General features: G+C 72.5%; 16 protein-coding genes. 8 read left to right on the top strand and 8 right to left on the bottom strand.

Going from position 1 to position 17766, the window contains the following annotated elements:
- Positions 1-315 precede the first annotated feature (315 nt).
- The 3 genes from AB8A24_RS03950 (at position 316) to AB8A24_RS03940 (ending at position 4004) form a co-directional block, all read left to right on the top strand.
- Positions 316-1002: a hypothetical protein gene (locus AB8A24_RS03950; protein ID WP_266484056.1), complete on the top strand. Its 687-nt coding sequence runs from the start codon at positions 316-318 to the stop codon at positions 1000-1002.
- Between the two features lie 65 nt (positions 1003-1067).
- The gene (locus tag AB8A24_RS03945) at positions 1068-2156 is read left to right on the top strand and encodes a DNA alkylation repair protein (RefSeq protein WP_328962885.1); all 1089 of its coding nucleotides are present in this window, start codon (positions 1068-1070) and stop codon (positions 2154-2156) included.
- A 54-nt stretch (positions 2157-2210) separates the two neighbouring features.
- A complete protein-coding gene (locus AB8A24_RS03940; protein ID WP_369474708.1) occupies positions 2211-4004 on the top strand; it encodes a hypothetical protein in 1794 nt (597 codons plus the stop codon).
- Positions 4005-4057: 53 nt separating this feature from the next.
- Here the strand turns inward: AB8A24_RS03940 and AB8A24_RS03935 are convergent, their stop codons facing one another.
- The 5 genes from AB8A24_RS03935 to AB8A24_RS03915 form a co-directional block, all read right to left on the bottom strand.
- Positions 4058-5527 (bottom strand): aldehyde dehydrogenase family protein, encoded by a 1470-nt coding sequence (locus AB8A24_RS03935; protein WP_328962883.1) that lies wholly within the window; start codon positions 5525-5527, stop codon positions 4058-4060.
- A complete protein-coding gene (locus AB8A24_RS03930) occupies positions 5524-7263 on the bottom strand; it encodes a D-aminoacylase (RefSeq protein WP_328962882.1) in 1740 nt (579 codons plus the stop codon). Before AB8A24_RS03930 ends, AB8A24_RS03935 begins: the two co-directional genes overlap by 4 nt.
- 205 nt (positions 7264-7468) lie before the next feature.
- Positions 7469-8590 (bottom strand): LLM class flavin-dependent oxidoreductase, encoded by a 1122-nt coding sequence (locus tag AB8A24_RS03925; protein ID WP_266352184.1) that lies wholly within the window; start codon positions 8588-8590, stop codon positions 7469-7471.
- A gap of 95 nt (positions 8591-8685) precedes the next feature.
- Positions 8686-9471: a glucose 1-dehydrogenase gene (locus AB8A24_RS03920; protein WP_328962881.1), complete on the bottom strand. Its 786-nt coding sequence runs from the start codon at positions 9469-9471 to the stop codon at positions 8686-8688.
- Between the two features lie 13 nt (positions 9472-9484).
- Entirely contained in the window at positions 9485-10432 is a 948-nt protein-coding gene (locus AB8A24_RS03915) for an LLM class F420-dependent oxidoreductase (RefSeq protein ID WP_328962880.1), read from the bottom strand.
- Positions 10433-10591: 159 nt separating this feature from the next.
- On the opposite strand from AB8A24_RS03915, the gene AB8A24_RS03910 reads away from it, so the two are divergent.
- Positions 10592-11230: a hypothetical protein gene (locus AB8A24_RS03910; protein WP_328962879.1), complete on the top strand. Its 639-nt coding sequence runs from the start codon at positions 10592-10594 to the stop codon at positions 11228-11230.
- Here AB8A24_RS03910 and AB8A24_RS03905 read toward each other — a convergent pair.
- Genes AB8A24_RS03905 through AB8A24_RS03895 form a run of 3 tightly spaced genes read right to left on the bottom strand, consistent with a single transcriptional unit; the run spans position 11202 to position 14016 of the window.
- Positions 11202-12071: a L,D-transpeptidase family protein gene (locus AB8A24_RS03905; protein ID WP_328962878.1), complete on the bottom strand. Its 870-nt coding sequence runs from the start codon at positions 12069-12071 to the stop codon at positions 11202-11204. The two genes, AB8A24_RS03910 and AB8A24_RS03905, sit on opposite strands and share 29 nt — an antisense overlap.
- Positions 12072-12112: 41 nt before the next feature.
- Positions 12113-13357, bottom strand: coding sequence for an ATP-binding protein (locus tag AB8A24_RS03900; protein WP_328962877.1), 1245 nt, complete (start codon positions 13355-13357; stop codon positions 12113-12115).
- Entirely contained in the window at positions 13354-14016 is a 663-nt protein-coding gene (locus AB8A24_RS03895; RefSeq protein ID WP_030717426.1) for a response regulator transcription factor, read from the bottom strand. The genes AB8A24_RS03900 and AB8A24_RS03895 overlap by 4 nt, the downstream gene beginning before the upstream one ends.
- A gap of 90 nt (positions 14017-14106) precedes the next feature.
- Here AB8A24_RS03895 and AB8A24_RS03890 point away from each other — a divergent pair, with 90 nt between their 5' ends.
- The 4 genes from AB8A24_RS03890 to AB8A24_RS03875 all read left to right on the top strand — a co-directional run bounded on the left by AB8A24_RS03890 (position 14107) and on the right by AB8A24_RS03875 (position 17724).
- Entirely contained in the window at positions 14107-14595 is a 489-nt protein-coding gene (locus AB8A24_RS03890) for a hypothetical protein (protein ID WP_266384254.1), read from the top strand.
- Entirely contained in the window at positions 14592-15701 is a 1110-nt protein-coding gene (locus tag AB8A24_RS03885) for a peptidoglycan-binding protein (RefSeq protein ID WP_328962876.1), read from the top strand. The genes AB8A24_RS03890 and AB8A24_RS03885 overlap by 4 nt, the downstream gene beginning before the upstream one ends.
- A gap of 80 nt (positions 15702-15781) precedes the next feature.
- Entirely contained in the window at positions 15782-16462 is a 681-nt protein-coding gene (locus AB8A24_RS03880; protein WP_266385064.1) for an ABC transporter ATP-binding protein, read from the top strand.
- Positions 16459-17724 carry an ABC transporter permease gene (locus AB8A24_RS03875; RefSeq protein WP_369474699.1) on the top strand — a complete coding sequence of 422 codons (1266 nt, stop codon included), beginning with the start codon at positions 16459-16461 and terminating at the stop codon, positions 17722-17724. The genes AB8A24_RS03880 and AB8A24_RS03875 overlap by 4 nt, the downstream gene beginning before the upstream one ends.
- The last annotated feature ends 42 nt before the right edge of the window (positions 17725-17766 follow it).

Raw genomic sequence — 17766 nt, 5'->3', positions numbered from 1 at the left:
CGTTTTCCACATCTGGACGATCGAAGTCCGGAACTCGAAGCCCCCGAATGCCTTCGAATCCTGAGACCAAGACAGTTCACAAGCACTTAATGCAAGGTTCATCTTCCTGCATGCCCACGCTTCGACAGGCTCGACCGAGACTCTTTCGGCATGCGGAAACCGCAGCCATGTCCGATTTGCGCGTTTTCAAAGTTTCCGTCGTGACTTTGCGGTGACCAGTGGTAACAGGGGTTCGGACAGGGTTTGCCGCGCACATGATCATCGGCCTAGAGTCGCCGCCGTTCAAGGTCATTCACACGGGGGACGAAGACACGCATGCGCACCACCACAGCACTCCTGGCATCGGCCACGGCCGTCGCCGCCCTCCTCACCCTCACCGCCTGCGGCGGGGACGGGAGCGGCGGCTCGTCACCGGTCATCGGCGGCCCCGGCGCGGACAGCGGCACCGGCGCCGACACCGACGGCGGGCCCCACGAGGGCACCCTGGAGAACCCCACCAAGAACGGCGGGGTCAACGGGAACGCGCCCAAGGACGGAACGGCCTTCCAGAAGCTCCCCAAGGCGGGCACCATGGCCGCCGCCGCGCGCTTCATCAACGGCCACACCGACTGCTCCCGGATCAGCACCGACCCCGGCGAGGACGGACCGACGGGCCCGGGCGCCGAGTTCGACAAGGCCGCCACCGTGACCGAGACCGGATACTGCGGCTCGCCGCGCATCACCACCGTCATCCTCTACAAGGACGCGAAGGCCTTCCAGACCGCCTTCAAGGCCGAGATGGCGAAGAAGGGCAACAACGGGAACCCCAACCAGGGCATCGTCGTCGGCCAGGACTTCGCCATGGGATCCCAGGACTCGGACGCCATGAGCGCCCTGCTCCAGCCGCAGGCCGGGCTGCTCATGCTCAACTGCCACCCCGACTTCAAGCCGCCGAGCGGCTTCCGCAAGGAGCCGGCCCTGGTGAAGGGCTGTGTCCTCACGGACTACTACAAGGACGAGTAGGGGCGGGAGCCGTGAGGTCCCGGAACCGGCCACCGGACCGGGACGTCATCGGCGAGACTGGCCCCATGCCCACGGCCGATGAGCTCCTCAGCGCGGATACCGTCACCACCCTGGCCCGACTGCTCGCCCGCGCGGGCGGCCGCCGGTCCTCACCGGCCCTGCGCGCCCGCGCCGACGCCCTCGACGGGCTGACCTTCAGCGGCCGCGTCACCGCCGTCCGCGACGCCGTGCTCGACGACCTCCCCGACGCGTGGCCCGCCTTCGAGGCCGTCGTGCGCACCGCCCTCGACGGACCCGGCTTCGAGGGCTGGATGACCTTCCCCGTCGGCGAGGCCGTCGCCGTCCGCGGGCTGGAGGTCTTCGAGCCCGGGCTGGACCTGCTGCACGACCTCACCTCCCGGCTCACCGCCGAGTCCGCCGTACGGCCCTTCCTGCGCGCCGACCCGGACCGCGCCCTGGCCGTCGTACAGAAGTGGACGGACGACCCGGACCCGCACGTACGCCGCCTCGCCGGCGAGGGCACCCGGCCCCGGCTGCCGTGGGCCCCGCAGCTGCCCGCCTTCGTCGCCGACCCGCGACCGGCCCTGCCCGTGCTGGACGCCCTGTACCGCGACGGCTCCGAGTACGTGCGCCGCTCCGTCTCCAACCACCTCAACGACATCAGCCGCGACCACCCCGCCCTCGCGGTCGAGACGGCGGCCCGCTGGCTGGCCGAGCCCGAGGCCACGACCGAGCGCGTCGTACGCCACGGACTGCGGACCCTGATCAAGGCCGGCCGGCCCGAGGCGCTGACCCTGCTCGGGCACTCCCCCGACGTGCCGGTCACCGTGAGCGGCCCGGTCGTCGCCGACCCGCGGATCGCCGTCGGCGAGTACCTCGTCTTCGACTGGACGGTCACCAACACCGGCCCGCTCCCGGCGCAGTTGGTCATCGACTACGTGGTCCACCACGCGAAGGCCAACGGCACCCGCACCCCCAAGGTGTTCAAACTCGTCACGCGCGCCCTCGCCCCCGGCGAAACCCTCGGCGGCACCAAGCGCCACTCCTTCAAGCCCATCACCACCCGCCGCTACCACTCCGGCGAGCACCTGGTGCAGCTCCAGGTCAACGGCCGGGTCCGCGGCGAGGCCCCTTTTTCGCTGGACGCCGGATGATCACTGCGGCATGCTGCCGGTCATGACCTACGGAATCGAGTCCCACCCCGCCCGATGACCGTCTGCGACGAGCGCGAGCCGCTCGACCCCCGGACGACGTCCCTGTACGACTACGCCCTCTTCCGGCACGGCATCGAGCCGGACGGCGCGGTCCCCCGCAAGGGCTTTCCACTGCCCGACGGACCACCGCCTCCGGAGCCCGGCCGCAAGGACCTGACCTGGCACCAGGCGCAGGCCGAAGTCACCGACGCCCTCACGCCCCTGCTCGCCGACCCCGACCCGGTACGAGCCGCGGAGGCCGTCCACCTGCGGGTCGCCGAACTGGCCCTGACCCGCCGCTCCCTGCGCGCCCACACCGCACGGCTGGCACTCGCCGACGCGGACGCCGCCCGGCGGACCGCCCGGCAGCTGATCCGCACCGGTACGGACGCGGCGGCCGTCGAAGTCGGCATGTCCCTGCTGATCCGCCTCGGCGAGCCCGAGGACGTGCCCTGTCTCAAGGCCCTCGGCATGCTGCGAGGCCTGCAAGACGCCGCGATCGCCGCACTCGACCCGCTCGACCGACAGGCCGCCGCCCTGCTCGTCATCCGCAGCCACGACCGCTCCGAGCAGCTGACACCGCTGACCGACGCGATCACCTCCGGCGACGCGGAGGCCACCCGCTCCGCGCTGGTCTCCCTGCCGGACGAATCGCAGGCCATGTGGCTCGCCCGCCGCATCGCCGAGGCCGCCGACCTGTACGGGCTCCTCCGGGCCCGGCCGCAGGACGCCGAACTGCTCGCGCTGACCGGCCGACTGCTGCACCGGATGGCCGACCAGCTGGACAGCCGCGCCGACATCCTCGACTACCTGCCCGCCCGGGCCGGGTACGAGGCCCTGGTCCGGCACGCCGACCGGTTGGCCCCGACCCCGGAGCACCGGTCGCTGCTGCTGTCGATCGCCCTCGACCTGCACAGCGGCCCCGCCGTCCTGCTGAACTGGCGGCCCGGACGGCGCCGGGCCCTGCTCGACGCCCTGGACCGGCTACTGCCCGCGGCCGCGCCGGAGCCCGTACCCGCAGACCGTCAGGCGGACTGGTTCCGGCGCAACCGGCACCTCCCCTTCACCCGCACCGACGCCGGGGACCCCCCTCGGTGGGAGCTGGCCGTCGTCCACGAAACCGCGGACTCCTCCGCCGTCGAGACCCGGATCCTGATCGACGGGATCCCGCTCGTCCCCGCGCTGTTCGGCAAGGGCCGGGCCAACCCGCCCGAGTACCTGCTCGACAACGGCCGACTCCGCGCCGCGGCGGAGCCGCGCGAGGTGCAGCTCTGCGAGGCGTACTGCACCGAAGGCTGCTGCGGCGCGCTGTACGTGACGATCCGCCGGGACGGCGACGAGGTGGTGTGGGACGGCTGGCGCGGGGCGAGCGGCCCGCAGCCGCCCGCGTACCGCTTCGACGCGGCCGCGTACGACGCCGAGCTCGAACGTGCCGAGCGGGACCACTCCTGGTGCTGGCCGGCCCGCAGCACCGCCCGCCTGATCGCGGCGGGCCTGCGCGACCGGCCCGAACTGACGGCCCGGTGGGAGCTCTCGCAGTACGGGATCGGCACCGACTGGCGGGACCCGGACATCACGGTGGTCCATCTCAGGTACGAACCGTCCGCGCCACCTCCCGGCACCGGCGGACGGCTCTACTTCTCTTGGCGGCTGCCCGACGACGAAGGCCCGCCCGGGGACCGGGCGGGCGCCGCCCTGCGACGCCTGGAGACGGACGACCCGAAGACCTTCGCCGACTTCTTCGGCGGCGACGACGAACTGGCCGAGGCCCTCGGCTACGGCACCGCCCCACCCACCCCGCAGGCATGACCCGGGTCCGGCCGGGGGCCACCCGCCCCCCGGCCGGGCCCCGCGGCGCCGCCTCAGCCCGTCCAGACGATCGACTGCACCTCGCTGTAGGCGTGCAGCGCGTACGAGCCCACGTCCCGGCCCACCCCGCTGCGCTTGAAGCCGCCGAACGGCGCCTCCATGTTGCGGCCGATGGTGTTCACCCCGACCCCGCCCGAGCGCAGCCGGCGCGCCACGCGGAACGCGCGCGCCGAGTCCCCGGACCACACGTAGCTCAGCAGCCCGAAGTCGCTGTCGTTGGCCAGCGCGACGGCCTCGTCCTCGTCCCCGTCGAAGGGGACCACCACGACCACGGGGCCGAAGATCTCCTCACGGACCACGCGCATGTCGTTGGTGCAGTCGACCAGCAGGGTCGGAGCCACGTAGAAGCCGCGGCCGTCGCCGACCACCGGGCGCTCGCCGCCGTACGCGATCCGCGCGCCCTCCTTCTTCCCCAACTCGATGTACGACTCCACCCGGTCGCGGTGCGCCGCCGAGATCACCGGGCCGACCACCGTGCCGGCCGCCGCCGGATCGCCGACCTTCATGAAGGCCAGGTAGCCGGTCAACTTCTCGATCAGCCGGTCGTGGACCGACCGGTGGACGATCACCCGGGTCGGGGCCGTGCAGATCTGCCCGGAGTAGAAGGAGAAGGTCGTCCCGATCCCCATCACCGCCGCGTCCAGGTCGGCGTCCTCGAAGACGATCGCCGCGCCCTTGCCGCCGAGCTCCATCAGCTGCCGCTTCATGGACCGGCCGCAGACCTCCGCGATGCGCTGCCCGACGGCCGTGGAACCGGTGAAGGACACCATGTCCACGTCCGGCGAGTCCACCGCGGCCTCGCCGACCTCCACCGACTGCCCGCTCACCACGTTCACCACGCCCGCCGGTACTCCGGCCTCGTGCAGGGCGTCCGCCATCCGGAACACCGACAGCGGGTCCTGCGGCGCCGGCTTGACCACCACCGTGTTGCCCATGGCCAGAGCCGGGGCCACCTTGCCCGCCGGGTTCGCCCACGGGTTGTTGTAGGAGGTGATGCAGGTGACCACGCCGACCGGCTGGCGCACCTCCAGCGCGCCCAGGATGCTCGCCCGCCCCATCGGTCCGGCGTCGGTGACCTGCGGGGGCAGCCCCTTCTCGACCGGTTCGAGCGCGCCTTTCGCGTACCGCCGGAAGCGGGCGACGCCGACGCCGACCTGCATGCCGCGCGCGATGCCGGTCGGTGCGCCCGTCTCCTGCCGGGCCAGCACCGCCCACGGCTCGTACTCCCGCTGCATGATGTCCGCGGCCCGGTCGAGGATCGCCGCGCGCGCCTCGGGCGTCGTACGGGACCAGCTGTCGAAGGCTTCGGCCGCGGCGCGCGCCGCCTCCTCGACCTGGGCGCGCGAGGCCTCGGGCGCGAGCCCGACCACCGATTCGTCCCCCGGGTTGATCACCTCGTAGTGGCCGCCGGCGGGCTCCACCCACTCGCCGCCGATGTAGAGCGGCTGCTGGACGTCGGTCATCGGGTGCTCACCGTCCTCGTGTCCCGGCCGGACCGGAGCACGATGCCCGGAACGGCCCCCGTCACCTGGTCGTCGCGGATGGTCTCGACGCCGTTGACCCGTACCGAGACGATGCCGATGGCCCGCGCGTCCAGCCGCGGGCTGTCCCCGGGCAGGTCGTGGACCAGGGTCGCGGGACCGGCCTCGATCCGCTCCGGGTCGAAGAGGACCAGGTCGGCGTGGAAGCCCTCGGCGAGGCGGCCGCGCCCGCGCAGCCCGAACAGTTGGGCCGGGTCGTCGGTGAGCATGCGTACGGCCTGCTCCAGCGGGACGAGCTTGCGGCCGCGCAGGCAGTCGCCGAGGAAGCGGGTCGTGTACGGGGCTCCGCACATCCGGTCCAGGTGCGCGCCGGCGTCGGAGCCGCCGAGCATGACGTCCTCGTGCTGCCAGGTCTCCTGGCGCAGGGCCCAGCTCGCCGGGTCGTTGTCGGTGGGCATCGGCCAGAGCACCGTGCGCAGGTCGTCGTTGGCGCAGATCTCCACCAGGCAGTGGAAGGGGTCCTGGCCGCGTTCGGCGGCGATGTCGTTCACGACCCGGCCGGAGAGGCCCTCGTTCTCCTTGCTGTACGTGTCGCCTATGACGTACCGGCCGAAGTTGGCGAGGCGCCGGAAGACTCCGGCCTCCTTGCTGTCGGCGCGGCGCAGCATCTCGGCGCGTACGTCGGCGTCGCGGAGCCTGGCGATCCGCTCGGGGACGGGCAGGCCGAGGATCTCGCCCCAGCCGGGGATGAGGTTGAGCGCGCAGAAGGTCCCGAGCGACATGTTCATGGGGGTGAGGATCGGCATGGTCAGGGCGACGATCCGGCCGCCGGCCTTGCGGGCGCGCTCGCTGGGGATGAGCTGGCGCGGGACCCGTTCGGGGACGGAGGCGTCGATGGTGAGGACGTTCCAGTTGAGGGGCCTGCCGGCGGCGACGCTCATCTCCACGAAGAGGTCGATCTCGTCGTCCGAGAACTGGTCGAGGCAGCCGGCGACGATCGCCTCCAGTTGGGTGCCCTCGTGTTCGGCGACGGCCTTGGACAGGGCGATCAGTTCGGCGGGGCGGGCGTGGCGGGAGGCCACGGGGGCGCCGGAACCGTCGGAGTGGGTCGAGGACTGGGTGGTGGACAGTCCCCAGGCGCCGGCGTTCATGGCGTCGTGGAAGAGGTCGAGCATCTGCCGCATCTGCTCGGGGGTGGGCCGGCCACCGACGGCGTCCTCGCCCATCACGTGCCGGCGCAGGGCGCAGTGGCCGACCATGAACCCGGCGTTGACGGCGATCCGGCCCTCCAGGGCGTCGAGGTACTCGCCGAAGGTGGACCAGGTCCAGTCGACGCCGTCCTCCAGGGCCTTGAGGGCCATGCCCTCGACCTTGCTCATCATGCGGCGGGTGTAGTCGGCGTCCTCGGGGCGGGCGGGGTTGAGCGGGGCCAGGGTGAAGCCGCAGTTGCCGCCGGCGACGGTGGTGACGCCGTGGTTCATGGAGGGCGTGGCGTAGGGGTCCCAGAAGAGCTGGGCGTCGTAGTGCGTGTGCGGGTCGATGAAGCCGGGGGTGAGGACCAGCCCGGTGGCGTCCTCGGTGGTGCGGGCCTCTTCGGTGACGGTGCCGGGGGCGGCGATGACGGCGATGCGGCCGTCGCGAATGCCGAGGTCTGCGACGCGGGCGGGGGCGCCGGTGCCGTCCACGACGGTCGCGCCCTTGATCAGGTGGTCGAGCATGACGTCCCTTCGCGCTTTGAGCCCCGCCGGCGGGGCTGAAGATGGTCGGTGAGGCTGGACGTGGCCCCGGCCGGTGGCCGCCCGGCCGGGGCTGGGTTCGGGGCGGCGGTCCGGGAAGACGCCGTCCCCGTTCGTGTGCCGGCAGGCCGGGGCAGGTGGGGCTCCGCCCCACGCCCCGCGCCTCGGACGCCGGCGGGGCCGAACATCAAACGGCCTGGCGGAAGCGGGTCGTGCGGTGGATCGGGTCCGTGTCGATGTGCGGGATGACGTGTTCGCCGATCAGCTTGATCGTCGTCATCGTGTCTTCGGGCGAGACGCCGGTCGGCAGGCCGAAGGACAGCTGGTCGGCGCCGGCCTGCTCCCAGCGCTTGCACTGGGCCCGGACCTCCGACGGGTCGCCGCAGATCAGGAGTTCCTCGGCGATCAGGAGCTCGATGATCTCCGCGTTGTACTCCGGCAGGGTCTCGGGCCACTGCGGGATCGCCTCGGGCCGCGGGAAGGTGTCGTGGTAGCGGAAGACCAGCGACTGGAAGCGGTTCATGTTGGCGTTGACGGCGATCTCGACGGCCTTGTCGTGGGTCTCGGCGCAGATCGCGGTCGAGGTGACCATGACGTTGTCGTTGACGAAGGCGCCGATGGCCTTCGCCTCCCGGATGGCCGTCTTGTACTGGTCGAGGACCCACTCCATGTCGGAGACCTTCTGCACGCTGAAGCCCAGCACGCCGAGGCCCTTCTTCGCCGCCATCGCGTACGAGGACGGGGAGCCGGCGGCGTACCACATGGCCGGGTGGGCCTTGCCGTACGGCTTGGGGAAGACCTTGCGCGGCGGGAGCGACCAGTGCTTGCCCTGGAACCCCTCGTACTCCTCCTGGAGGAACATCTTGGGGAATTCCGCGATGGTCTCCTCCCAGATCTCCTTGGTGCCGTTCATGTCCTCGATGCCCGGCAGGAAGCCGAGGATCTCGTGGCTGCCGGCGCCCCGGCCGGTGCCGAACTCGAAGCGGCCCTTGGAGAGGTGGTCGAGCATGGCGACCTTCTCGGCCACCTTGACCGGGTGGTTCACCGGGGCGAGCGGGTTGAAGATGCCGGAGCCGAGGTGGATGCGCTCGGTGGCGTGGGCGAGGTACCCGAGGAACACCTCGTTCGCCGACAGGTGCGAGTACTCCTCCAGGAAGTGGTGCTCGGACGCCCAGGCGTACTTGAAGCCGGACTTGTCCGCCTGTATGACGTACTCGGTCTCCTCGATCAGCGCCTTGTGCTCTGCCTCGGGGTCGACCTTGGACCGCGCCTCAGGCACGTATCCCTGCACAAAGAGCCCGAATTCCAAGGGGGTTCACCGTCCTTTGGTTTCTGACGTTCCGTCAGATTTGATGTCTCGACTGTTCCACCGCGAGGGTGTGAGCGTCAATACCTGACGCCCCATCAGAGAATGCTGACACCCGCCATCCAGCCGCCGTCGATCACGAACGGCTGGCCGGTGATGTACGAGGAGTCGTCGGCCGTCAGGAAGAGCGCCAGCTTCGCGATCTCCTCCGGCTGCCCCACCCGCCCCATCGGGACCACGCGCTTGTAGAGCTCGGCCATCGCGTCCTTGGCCTCGTCGGTCATGTTCGCCGGGTCCAGCAGCCCCGGGTTGGCCATCGGGGTGTCCACGGCGCCCGGACACATCGCGTTGACCCGGATGTTCTTGGCGGCCAGCTCCAGCGCGGCCACCCGGGTCAGGCCGAGGATCGCCGCCTTCGTCGCGGCGTACGTACCCACGTACGCCATGCCCGTCAGGCCCGTGTACGAGGACGTGTTGACGATGGTGCCGCCGCCGGCCGCCTCGATCTCGGGGGCCACCGCCTTGATACCGAGGAAGGCGCCCACCTGGTTGACCTGGACCACCTGCTGGAACTCCTCCAGCGGGGTCGCGGTCAGCTCGTTGAAGCGCAGGATGCCCGCGTTGTTGACCAGGCCGTCGATCGGCCCGAAGGTCTCCTTCGCGGCGGCGACGGCGGCCGCCCAGTCCTCCTCGCGGCTCACGTCCATCCGTACGTACCGGGCCCGGTCCTCGCCGATGTCCTTGGCCACCGCCGCGCCCTGCTCGTCCAGCACGTCACCGAGGAGCACCCGCGCGCCCTCGGCGGCGAAGAGCCGGGCCTCCTGCTCGCCCTGCCCGCGCGCCGCGCCGGTGATGATGACGACGCGCCCGTCCAGCTTGCCCATGATCCGTCAGCCCCTAGTCGTTGAGGAGGGGGGCCACCTCGGCCCCGAAAGCGGTGATCTGGTCGACGAGTTCGGCGCGGTCGCGGCTACGGAAGCGCACCTGGACCTGGTCCACGCCGAGCGCCTTGTACTCCCGCAGGGACTCGGCGAGCGCCTCCGCCTTGCCGGTGAGGGTGCGACGGCCGGTGTCCCAGCCGGGCTCGCCGACGTACAGCGGCTCGGTGATCGCGCCGAACTCGATGGGGTCGGCGAGCCCCGCCGCCTCGCGGAGTTCCTTGATCCGGGCGATCTGCCCCGGAAGCTTGTCGCGCGGGTCGCCCTGCGGGAGCCAGCCGTCCCCCCGCACCGCGGCGCGGCGCACGGCGGCGGGCGAGGAGCCGCCCACCCAGACGGGGATCCGCTCCTGGGCGGGCCGGGGCAGCTGGCCGAGGTCCTTGAAGGAGAACAGCTCGCCCTCGAACTCCGGGTACTCCTCGGGCCCGAGCGCCGCCCGCAGCGCGTCCAGGGTCTCGTCGAGGACGGCCCCGCGGCGCGCGAAGTCCACCCCGAGGACCTCGAACTCCTCCTGTACGTGCCCGGCGCCCACCCCGAGGATCAGCCGGCCGCCCGAGAGGTGGTCGAGGGTGGCGTACTGCTTGGCGCTGATCAGTGGATGGCGCAGGCCCAGGATCGCGACGTGGCTCAGCAGCCTCGCCCGCTCGGTGATGCCGGCGAGGAAGGACAGGGTGGCCACCGGGTCGTACCAGACGGTGCTCATGGGCCCGGCGAGCCGCCGGGGGACGGCCACGTGGTCGCAGGTGGCCAGGTACCCGAAGCCGGCCCGGTCGGCGGCCCGTGCGATCCCGGCGAGATCGGCGGCGGTGGCCGACGCCTCCCAGGGCTCGGCGTAGATGGTGCTCTGCGACTGGATCGGGAGCTGCATCCCGTAGACCAGCCGACCTTGCGGAAATACGCGCGCCATGGCGGGCCCGCCTCGCCTTCGTCTGCCGATTCGTCATATCGGTGCGGGGCCATCGTCGTAGCTGACGGATCGTCAGACAAGGGGTGCGACACACCCCGGGCCGAACCGGGGCTTCCCGGCCCCGTTCCCCTTCCCCCCTCTCCTCGCTAGGGTGCGCGCGTGGATCTGATACTCACGCTGGTCAGCGGGATCGCCTGGACGGTCGTCTACGTGGAGGCGATCCGCGTCGGCCTGCGGGACCGGACGTACGCGATGCCCGTCGCCGCGCTCGCCCTCAACTTCGCCTGGGAGACGACCTACGCGGCCCGCGACATCTCGGTCGGGGTCTCCGCGCAGGGCGTGGTCAACGTGGTGTGGGCGGTGGCCGACCTGGCCATCGTCTACACCTACCTGCGCTTCGGACGGGCCGAGCTGCCGGACTTCGTGACCCGGCCGCTCTTCGCCGGCTGGTCGGTCCTGGTGTTCGCCACGGGATTCGCCGTGCAGTGGATGTTCCTGGCGCACTTCGGGGCGCACGACGCGAGCCGGTACTCGGCGTTCCTGCAGAACCTGCTGATGTCCGGGCTGTTCATCGCCCTCTACGCCTCCCGGCAGGGGCCGCTCGGCCAGTCCCTGACCATCGCCGTCGCCAAATGGCTGGGCACGCTCGCCCCGACCCTGCTGTTCGGGGTGATCGAGGACGCCCCGTTCATCCTCGGCCTCGGGATCCTGTGCGGCGTCTTCGACCTCGCCTACATCGGACTGCTGCTGCGGCCCCGCCTCTCCCGCGTCAGAAGCCTGCCGGCCCCATCACGATGACCGGCTTCGCCGCCGGGTCGAGGGTCTCCAGGACCTGCTTCATGGCCGCCTTCGGGATGCCCACGCAGCCCTGCGAGGGGCCGTCGTGGTCCACGTGCAGCCAGATGTTGCCGCCCTTGTCCTCACCGTCCGGCATGACCGGGTCCAGCGGGGAGCGGCCCGGCCTGCGGTTGAAGTCGATGGCGACGACATAGTCGAAGGAGCCCTTCAGGGACTCCCCGTTCACCCCGAGGCCGGTGGCGACGAAGCCGTTGTCCTCGTCGTACGGGAGCCGGGTCCCGGGCGGCTTCGGCAGCAGACCGCCCGCGTCGGTGAGCGCGTAGACGCCCATCGGCGAGGTCAGATCTCCGTACGTGCGTTCGGTGGACCAGCCGTTGGCCCCGTTGCGGGCCGGCCAGCTCACGGCCTTGACCCAGTCGGCGCCTGCCGCGGGGCGCGTGTAGAAGGTGGCCGTGGACTCCGAGGAGTCCATCGCCCGACCGGTGACCAGGATCAGCTGCCGGGACTCGGCCGGGATCCGGGCCCGGGTCCGCTCGCTGACGCCGGCCAGGCCCTGCGGTGCGGGAGCCGGCGGGGCGGGAGCCGGTGGGGCGGCGTGCGGGACGGCCTGCTGCGCGGACCGCCGCTCGTCACGCGCGGCGCGGTCCTCGGCCTGCGGGCGGGCGTCCGCGCGGGCCTGCGGCCGGGGACCGGCGGCCTTGTCCGGGTCCTGGGCCACATGGACCCAGCCGGCCGTGAAGGTCGCCAGACCGAGCACGGCGGCAAGAGCCACCCGGCGGGTGCTACGGGGCGCACCGGGCTTACGGGGCGGACGGGAGCGGGCTCGGACGTGCTTGCTCATTCCTCCGACCGTACATCAGCGGGCCCCCGCAGCCCGGGTGGCTACGACGTGCGCGCCTCGTCGGTCAGCGGGAAGCGGACCCGGACCGTCAGCCCGCCCTCCGGGGCCGGATTGGCCCGCGCCGCCAGCTCGGCCCCGTGCGCCCGCGCGATCGAGGCCACGATCGACAGCCCCAACCCGGCGCCCTCACCCGCGGTGTGCAGCCGTTCGGCGCGCCTGCGGAACGGCTCCAGCAGCCCCGGCACGTCCGCCGGATCGATCACCGGCCCGGTGTTCGACACCGTCAGTTCCCCCTCGGCGGACGTGGACACGCTGATCCGGCCGTCGGCGCGGTTGTGGCGCACCGCATTGATCAGCAGGTTCCGCAGCAGGTGCCCCAGCAGGGTCCGGTCGCCCGGCACGGTCAGCGGCGCGAGGGTCCGTACGACGGTCAGACCCTCCTGCGGACAGGCCGCCAGCTCGGCCGCCGCGAGCGCCGCCAGGTCCACCGGGCCGGTGGACTCCAACCCCTGCTCCGAGACGGCGAGCAGCAGCAGGGACTCGATGAGGTGCTCGCTGGAGTCGGCGACCCCGATCAGCTTGGCCCGGATCCGGGCCACCTTCTCCGGCGACGGATCCCCCGCCAGGCCGATCTCGGCCGCCGCCCGCTGCACCGCCAGCGGGGTGCGCAGCTCGTGCGCCGCGTTCGCCGCGAACCGCCGCTGCGCGGACACCAGCTGCTCCATCCGCCCCAGCATCGCGTCGAAGGTGTCGGCCAGCTGCTTGAGCTCGCCGGGCGGCGCGTCGAGGGAGATCCGCTCGTCCAGGTTCTCCCCGGACAGCCGGCGCGCCGTCTCGGTGATCACGCCGACGGGGCGCAGCACCCGGCCGGCCATCCACCAGGCGAGCCAGATCGACAGCACGGCGAAGACGGCCAGCGCGAGGAGGGAGTACACGAGCAGCCGGTGCCGGGTGGCGTCGGTGACGGCGTCGGAGAGGTTCTGGGTGTACGCGTAGCTCCTCAGCTGCTCGGCGCTGGGGGCCTGACCCGGGGGCAGCGCCTTCGCCGGTTCGCAGGGGCAGCCCGGGGCGAGGGTCCGGCCGGGGACGGGCCCGGGTGACTGGGCGACGTAGGCCGGGCTCACCGTACGGACGGCCCCGCTGACGCTCGCGTAGAGGCCCTGACCGACCAGGACGTAGACCAGCGCCACCAGGCCGCCGCCCGCCAGGAGCAGCAGGGAGCCGTACAGGGCGGTGAGGCGGCCGCGTTCGGTACGCAGCAGCCGCCACGGCGGGCGGCCCCTCACCGGGCCGCGATCCGGTAGCCCGCGCCCGGCACGGTCTCGATCAGCGGTGGCTCGCCCAGCTTGGCGCGGAGCTTGCTGAGGGTGACGCGGACGGCGTTGGTGGAGTAGCTGGTGTCCTGCTCCCACACCTGCTCGATCAGGTCGTCGTTGCTGACGACGGCCCCCTCGGCGCGCAGCAGCGCCTCCAGCACCGCGAACTCCTTGCGGGACAGCGCGAGCCGGTGCCCGTCGCGGGTGGCGCTGCGCCGGGCGGTGTCGACGGCGACCCCGGCACGCTCCAGTACGGGCGGCAGGGCGGGGCGGGCCCGCCGGCCGAGGGCCAGGACGCGGGCGAGCAGCTCGTCGTAGGCGAAGGGCTTGGTGAGGTAGTCGTCGGCGCCGAGACCGAGTCCTTCGACCCGGTCCCGTACGGTCCCGGAGGCGGTCAGCATCAGGACGCGGGTCAGCAGCCGCTCGCGCACGACCTGCCGGCAGACCTCGTCACCGTGCAGGCCGGGCAGGTCGCGGTCCAGGACGAGGACGTCGTACTCGCCCAGGCGCAGCCGCCGCAGGGCCTCCAGGCCGTCGCTCGCCTCGTCGACGGCGAGCGCGTCGCGGCGCAGCCCCTCGGCGATCATCTCCCGGAGGAATTCCTCGTCCTCCACCACCAGTACGCGCATGGCGTCCTCTTTACCGGAGATCGGTATTTCGCCGTTGTAAGCAGGGGTCGAGAGGGAAGCGAAAGGCCCTTTCACCGCAGGCTCGGGCCCATGAAGCGATCCCTGATCATGACCACGGCCGCGGTCGTCACCGGGCTGACCCTGTTCGCCACCGCCTGCGCGAATGATTCGTCGGCGGGGAAGAAGGACTCCTCCGCGGGCGCCGGCGGCGGCTCCGGGACGGTGGCCGACAACGCGGTGAAGATGCGCCAGTGCCTGCGCGAACACGGCATAGATGTGCCCGACCCCGAGCCCGGCCAGGACCCGCGCGGAATGACGTTGGGCGGGGACGCCGATCCGCAGAAGATGCAGGAAGCCATGAAGGCATGCGGGATGAGCACCGGCTCCGGCGCCGGCAAGGAGCCCACGCAGGAGGAGAAGGACAAGGAGCTGGAGTGGATCCGGTGCATGCGCGAGAACGGCGTCGCCCTGAAGGACCCTGAGTACCACGAGGGCGGCATGAAGAGCGCCACCGAGATCCCCAAGGGCCAGGAGAAGGCCTTCGAGGAGGCCCAGAAGAAGTGCGACACCGGCCGATGAGGAAGAGGGCCAAGTGGCTGCTGGCCTCGCTGGCCGCCGTACTGGCCGTCTCGGGCGGCGGCTGGGCCGTCATGGACCGGCCGCAGCGGGACGCGGACGAGCGGGGGCGGCACGCGGCCGGCGGACTGCCGCCGGCCACGGCGGCGGTCGAGCGCGGCGACCTCAGCTCGGGCCTCCAGGTGGAGGGCACCCTGGGCTACGCGCGGGAGCGCAAGCTGAACGCGGCCGGGCCGGGCGTGCTGACGTGGACCGCTGACACGGGCTCGGCGGTGGAGCGGGACGGCAAGCTGTACGAGGTCAACGGCCGGGCGACGTGGCTCATGTACGGGTCCACGCCGATGTACCGGCCGCTGAAGGCCGGCGACAAGGGCGAGGACGTCAAGCAGCTCAAGCGCAATCTGCAGGCCCTCGGGTACGGGACCGGGCTCGACGCGGAGGACGGCACCTTCACCGCGGGTACGGCCACGGCGGTCAAGCGGTGGCAGAAGGCGCACAAGGCGGCGGAGACGGGCGAGGTCGGCAAGGAGGACATCGCCTTCGCCTCGGGGCCGCAGCGGGTGCGGGCGGGCGACGCGGCGATCGGTGACGAACTGGCGCCGGGCAAGCCGGTGCTGACGGTGACGGGCACCGAGCGGATCGTCCGCTTCCAGCTGGACGCGGTGAAGGCGGGCGCGGCGAAGGCGGGCGACGCGGTGACCGTACGGCTGCCGGGCGGTGGCAGCGCCACCGGGAAGATCGACTCGGTGGGCGGGGCCGAGCAGCCCGACGACAAGAACGGCGGCGCCGGCGGCCCGGGTGGCGGCGGTGGCGGCGACAAGAAGGCCCAGGTCGAGGTGGTCGTCACCTTCGACAAGCCCGCCGAGGTGAACGCCCCGGACCGGTCCCCGGTGACCGTCGGCCTGACCGGGGAGACCCGCAAGGGCGTCCTCTCCGTACCGGTCAACGCACTGCTCGCGCTCGCGGGCGGCGGCTTCGGCGTCCAGGTCGTGCAGGACGGCCGGGTCCGCGAGGTCCCGGTCGAGCTCGGCATGTTCGGCAACGGCCGGGTCGAGGTGACCGGCGGCGCCCTCACGGAGGGCATGCAGGTGGGGATCCCGAAACTGTGACGGCCACGACGACGACAGATCCGACGCCGGATCCGACGACCGATCCGAGGACCGATCCGGCGGCGCCCGCACACCCGGTCGTGGAGCTGACCGGGGTCACCAAGGAGTACCCGGGCGGGGTCGCGGCCCTGCGCGGGGTCGACCTGACGATCACCGCCGGCGAACTCCTCGCCATCGTCGGCCCGTCGGGCTCCGGCAAGTCCACCCTGCTGCACATCGTCGGCACCCTGGACCGCCCGACGGCGGGCGGCGTACGGATCGCCGGCTACGACATCGCGGCCCTCCCGGACCGTGCGCTGTCGGCCCTGCGCTCCCGGCACGTCGGCTTCGTCTTCCAGTCCTTCCACCTGGTGCCGGGCATCAGCGCCCGGGCGAACGTCGCGGAGGGGCTGCTCTACAGCGGCCTCCCGCGGGCCGAACGGCTGCGCCGGGCCGCGCAGGCCCTGGACCGGGTGGGCCTCGGCGACCGGATGGACCACCGGCCGCACGAACTGTCCGGCGGGCAGAAGCAGCGCGTGGCGATCGCCCGGGCGGTGGCGGGTGCGCCGGACCTGCTGTTGGCCGACGAGCCGACGGGTGCGCTGGACACGGCCTCCGGGGAATCGGTGATGGAGCTGCTGCGCGAGCTGAACCGGGACGGGGCCACCATCGCGGTGATCACCCACGACCAGGAGATCGCGGCGAGCCTGCCGCGGCAGGTCCGGATCCGCGACGGGGAGATCGTCGCGGACCTGCGGAACGGGACGGGGGTGGCGTCATGAGCCGCGCGAGGTCTCGTACGGGGTCGCGGGCCCGTACGCGGACGCGGGCCACCCGTACGCGGACGCGGGCCCGGCGGTTGAAGCCGCCGAGGCTGTCCCCGCGGGACGTCCTGCACGTCGGGTCGGCGGGCCTGCGCTCCCGCCCGACGCGGGTGTTCCTGTCCGCGCTCGGCATCGCCATCGGCATCGCGACGATGATCGCGGTGGTCGGGATCTCCTCCTCCAGCCAGGCGAAGCTGCTGCGGGAGCTCGACGAGCTGGGCACCAACATGCTGGTCGCGAAGCCGGGCGAGGGGATGTTCACCGGGCAGGACACCAAGCTGCCCAAGGACGCCCCCGGCATGATCTCCCGCATCGCGGGGGTCGAGTCGGTCGGCACCACCGGTGACGTGCCCGAGTCCGTACGCCGGTCGGAGAACATCCCGAAGGGGGAGACGGGCGGGATCGTGCTCAAGGCCGCCAAGGACGACCTGCTGGGCACGCTGCGCGCGCGGATGGCGAGCGGCACCTGGCTCAACGCGGCCACCGGCCGCTACCCCTCGGTGGTGCTCGGGGACGTCTCCGCGCGTCGGCTCGGCATCACCGCACCGGGTCAGCAGGTCTTCATCGGCGGCCGGTACTTCACGGTGACCGGCATCCTGGAGCCGGTCCCGCTGGCACCGGAGATCGAGCGCTCCGCGCTGATCGGCTGGGACGCGGCCGAGCAGCTGCTGGGCTTCGGCGGGCACCCGACGGCCGTGTACGAGCGGTCGGCGGACGACCGGGTGGCGGCGGTCCGCGCGCTCATCCCGCGGACGGCCAACCCGCAGACCCCGAGCGCGGTGCAGGTCACCGACCCCTCGGCGGCGCTCCAGGCGAAGGCGGCCACGGAGGGCGCGTTCAGCACGCTGCTGCTGGGGCTGGGCGGGATCGCACTGCTGGTGGGCGGGGTCGGCGTCGCCAACACCATGATCATCTCGGTGTTGGAGCGGCGCCACGAGATCGGCCTGCGGCGGTCCCTGGGCGGTACGAAGGGGCAGATCCGGATCCAGTTCGTGACGGAGTCCCTGCTGCTGTCCGGGCTCGGCGGCCTGGCGGGCATCGCCCTGGGCGGCGCGGCCACGGCGGTCTACGCCCGGGCCGGCGACCTGCCCTGGGTGGTCCCGCTCTGGGCGGCGACCGGCGGCTTCGCCGCCACCCTGGCGATCGGCACCCTGGCCGGGCTCTACCCGGCTGTGCGCGCGGCCCGACTGTCGCCGACGCTGGCGCTGGCGGCGGCGTAGCGGCTCGGGCCGGGGGCGGTTGCGACGATCGGTCCGGGGGAC

The sequence above is a fragment of the Streptomyces sp. BF23-19 genome, from assembly GCF_041106355.1.
Taxonomy (GTDB): Bacteria; Actinomycetota; Actinomycetes; order Streptomycetales; family Streptomycetaceae; genus Streptomyces; species Streptomyces virginiae_A.
The sequence above is the reverse complement of the archived record's forward strand: the minus strand, read 5'-3'. Positions and strand labels throughout refer to the sequence as shown.

Excerpts from the sequence above, each read along its gene's own strand:
- AB8A24_RS03950 (WP_266484056.1), top strand. The coding sequence starts at position 316 with ATGCGCACCACCACAGCACTCCTGGCATCGGCCACGGCCGTCGCCGCC.
- AB8A24_RS03945 (WP_328962885.1), top strand. The coding sequence starts at position 1,068 with ATGCCCACGGCCGATGAGCTCCTCAGCGCGGATACCGTCACCACCCTG.
- AB8A24_RS03940 (WP_369474708.1), top strand. The coding sequence starts at position 2,211 with ATGACCGTCTGCGACGAGCGCGAGCCGCTCGACCCCCGGACGACGTCC.
- AB8A24_RS03935 (WP_328962883.1), bottom strand. The coding sequence starts at position 5,527 with ATGACCGACGTCCAGCAGCCGCTCTACATCGGCGGCGAGTGGGTGGAG.
- AB8A24_RS03930 (WP_328962882.1), bottom strand. The coding sequence starts at position 7,263 with ATGCTCGACCACCTGATCAAGGGCGCGACCGTCGTGGACGGCACCGGC.
- AB8A24_RS03920 (WP_328962881.1), bottom strand. The coding sequence starts at position 9,471 with ATGGGCAAGCTGGACGGGCGCGTCGTCATCATCACCGGCGCGGCGCGC.
- AB8A24_RS03915 (WP_328962880.1), bottom strand. The coding sequence starts at position 10,432 with ATGGCGCGCGTATTTCCGCAAGGTCGGCTGGTCTACGGGATGCAGCTC.
- AB8A24_RS03905 (WP_328962878.1), bottom strand. The coding sequence starts at position 12,071 with ATGAGCAAGCACGTCCGAGCCCGCTCCCGTCCGCCCCGTAAGCCCGGT.
- AB8A24_RS03895 (WP_030717426.1), bottom strand. The coding sequence starts at position 14,016 with ATGCGCGTACTGGTGGTGGAGGACGAGGAATTCCTCCGGGAGATGATC.
- AB8A24_RS03890 (WP_266384254.1), top strand. The coding sequence starts at position 14,107 with ATGAAGCGATCCCTGATCATGACCACGGCCGCGGTCGTCACCGGGCTG.
- AB8A24_RS03885 (WP_328962876.1), top strand. The coding sequence starts at position 14,592 with ATGAGGAAGAGGGCCAAGTGGCTGCTGGCCTCGCTGGCCGCCGTACTG.
- AB8A24_RS03875 (WP_369474699.1), top strand. The coding sequence starts at position 16,459 with ATGAGCCGCGCGAGGTCTCGTACGGGGTCGCGGGCCCGTACGCGGACG.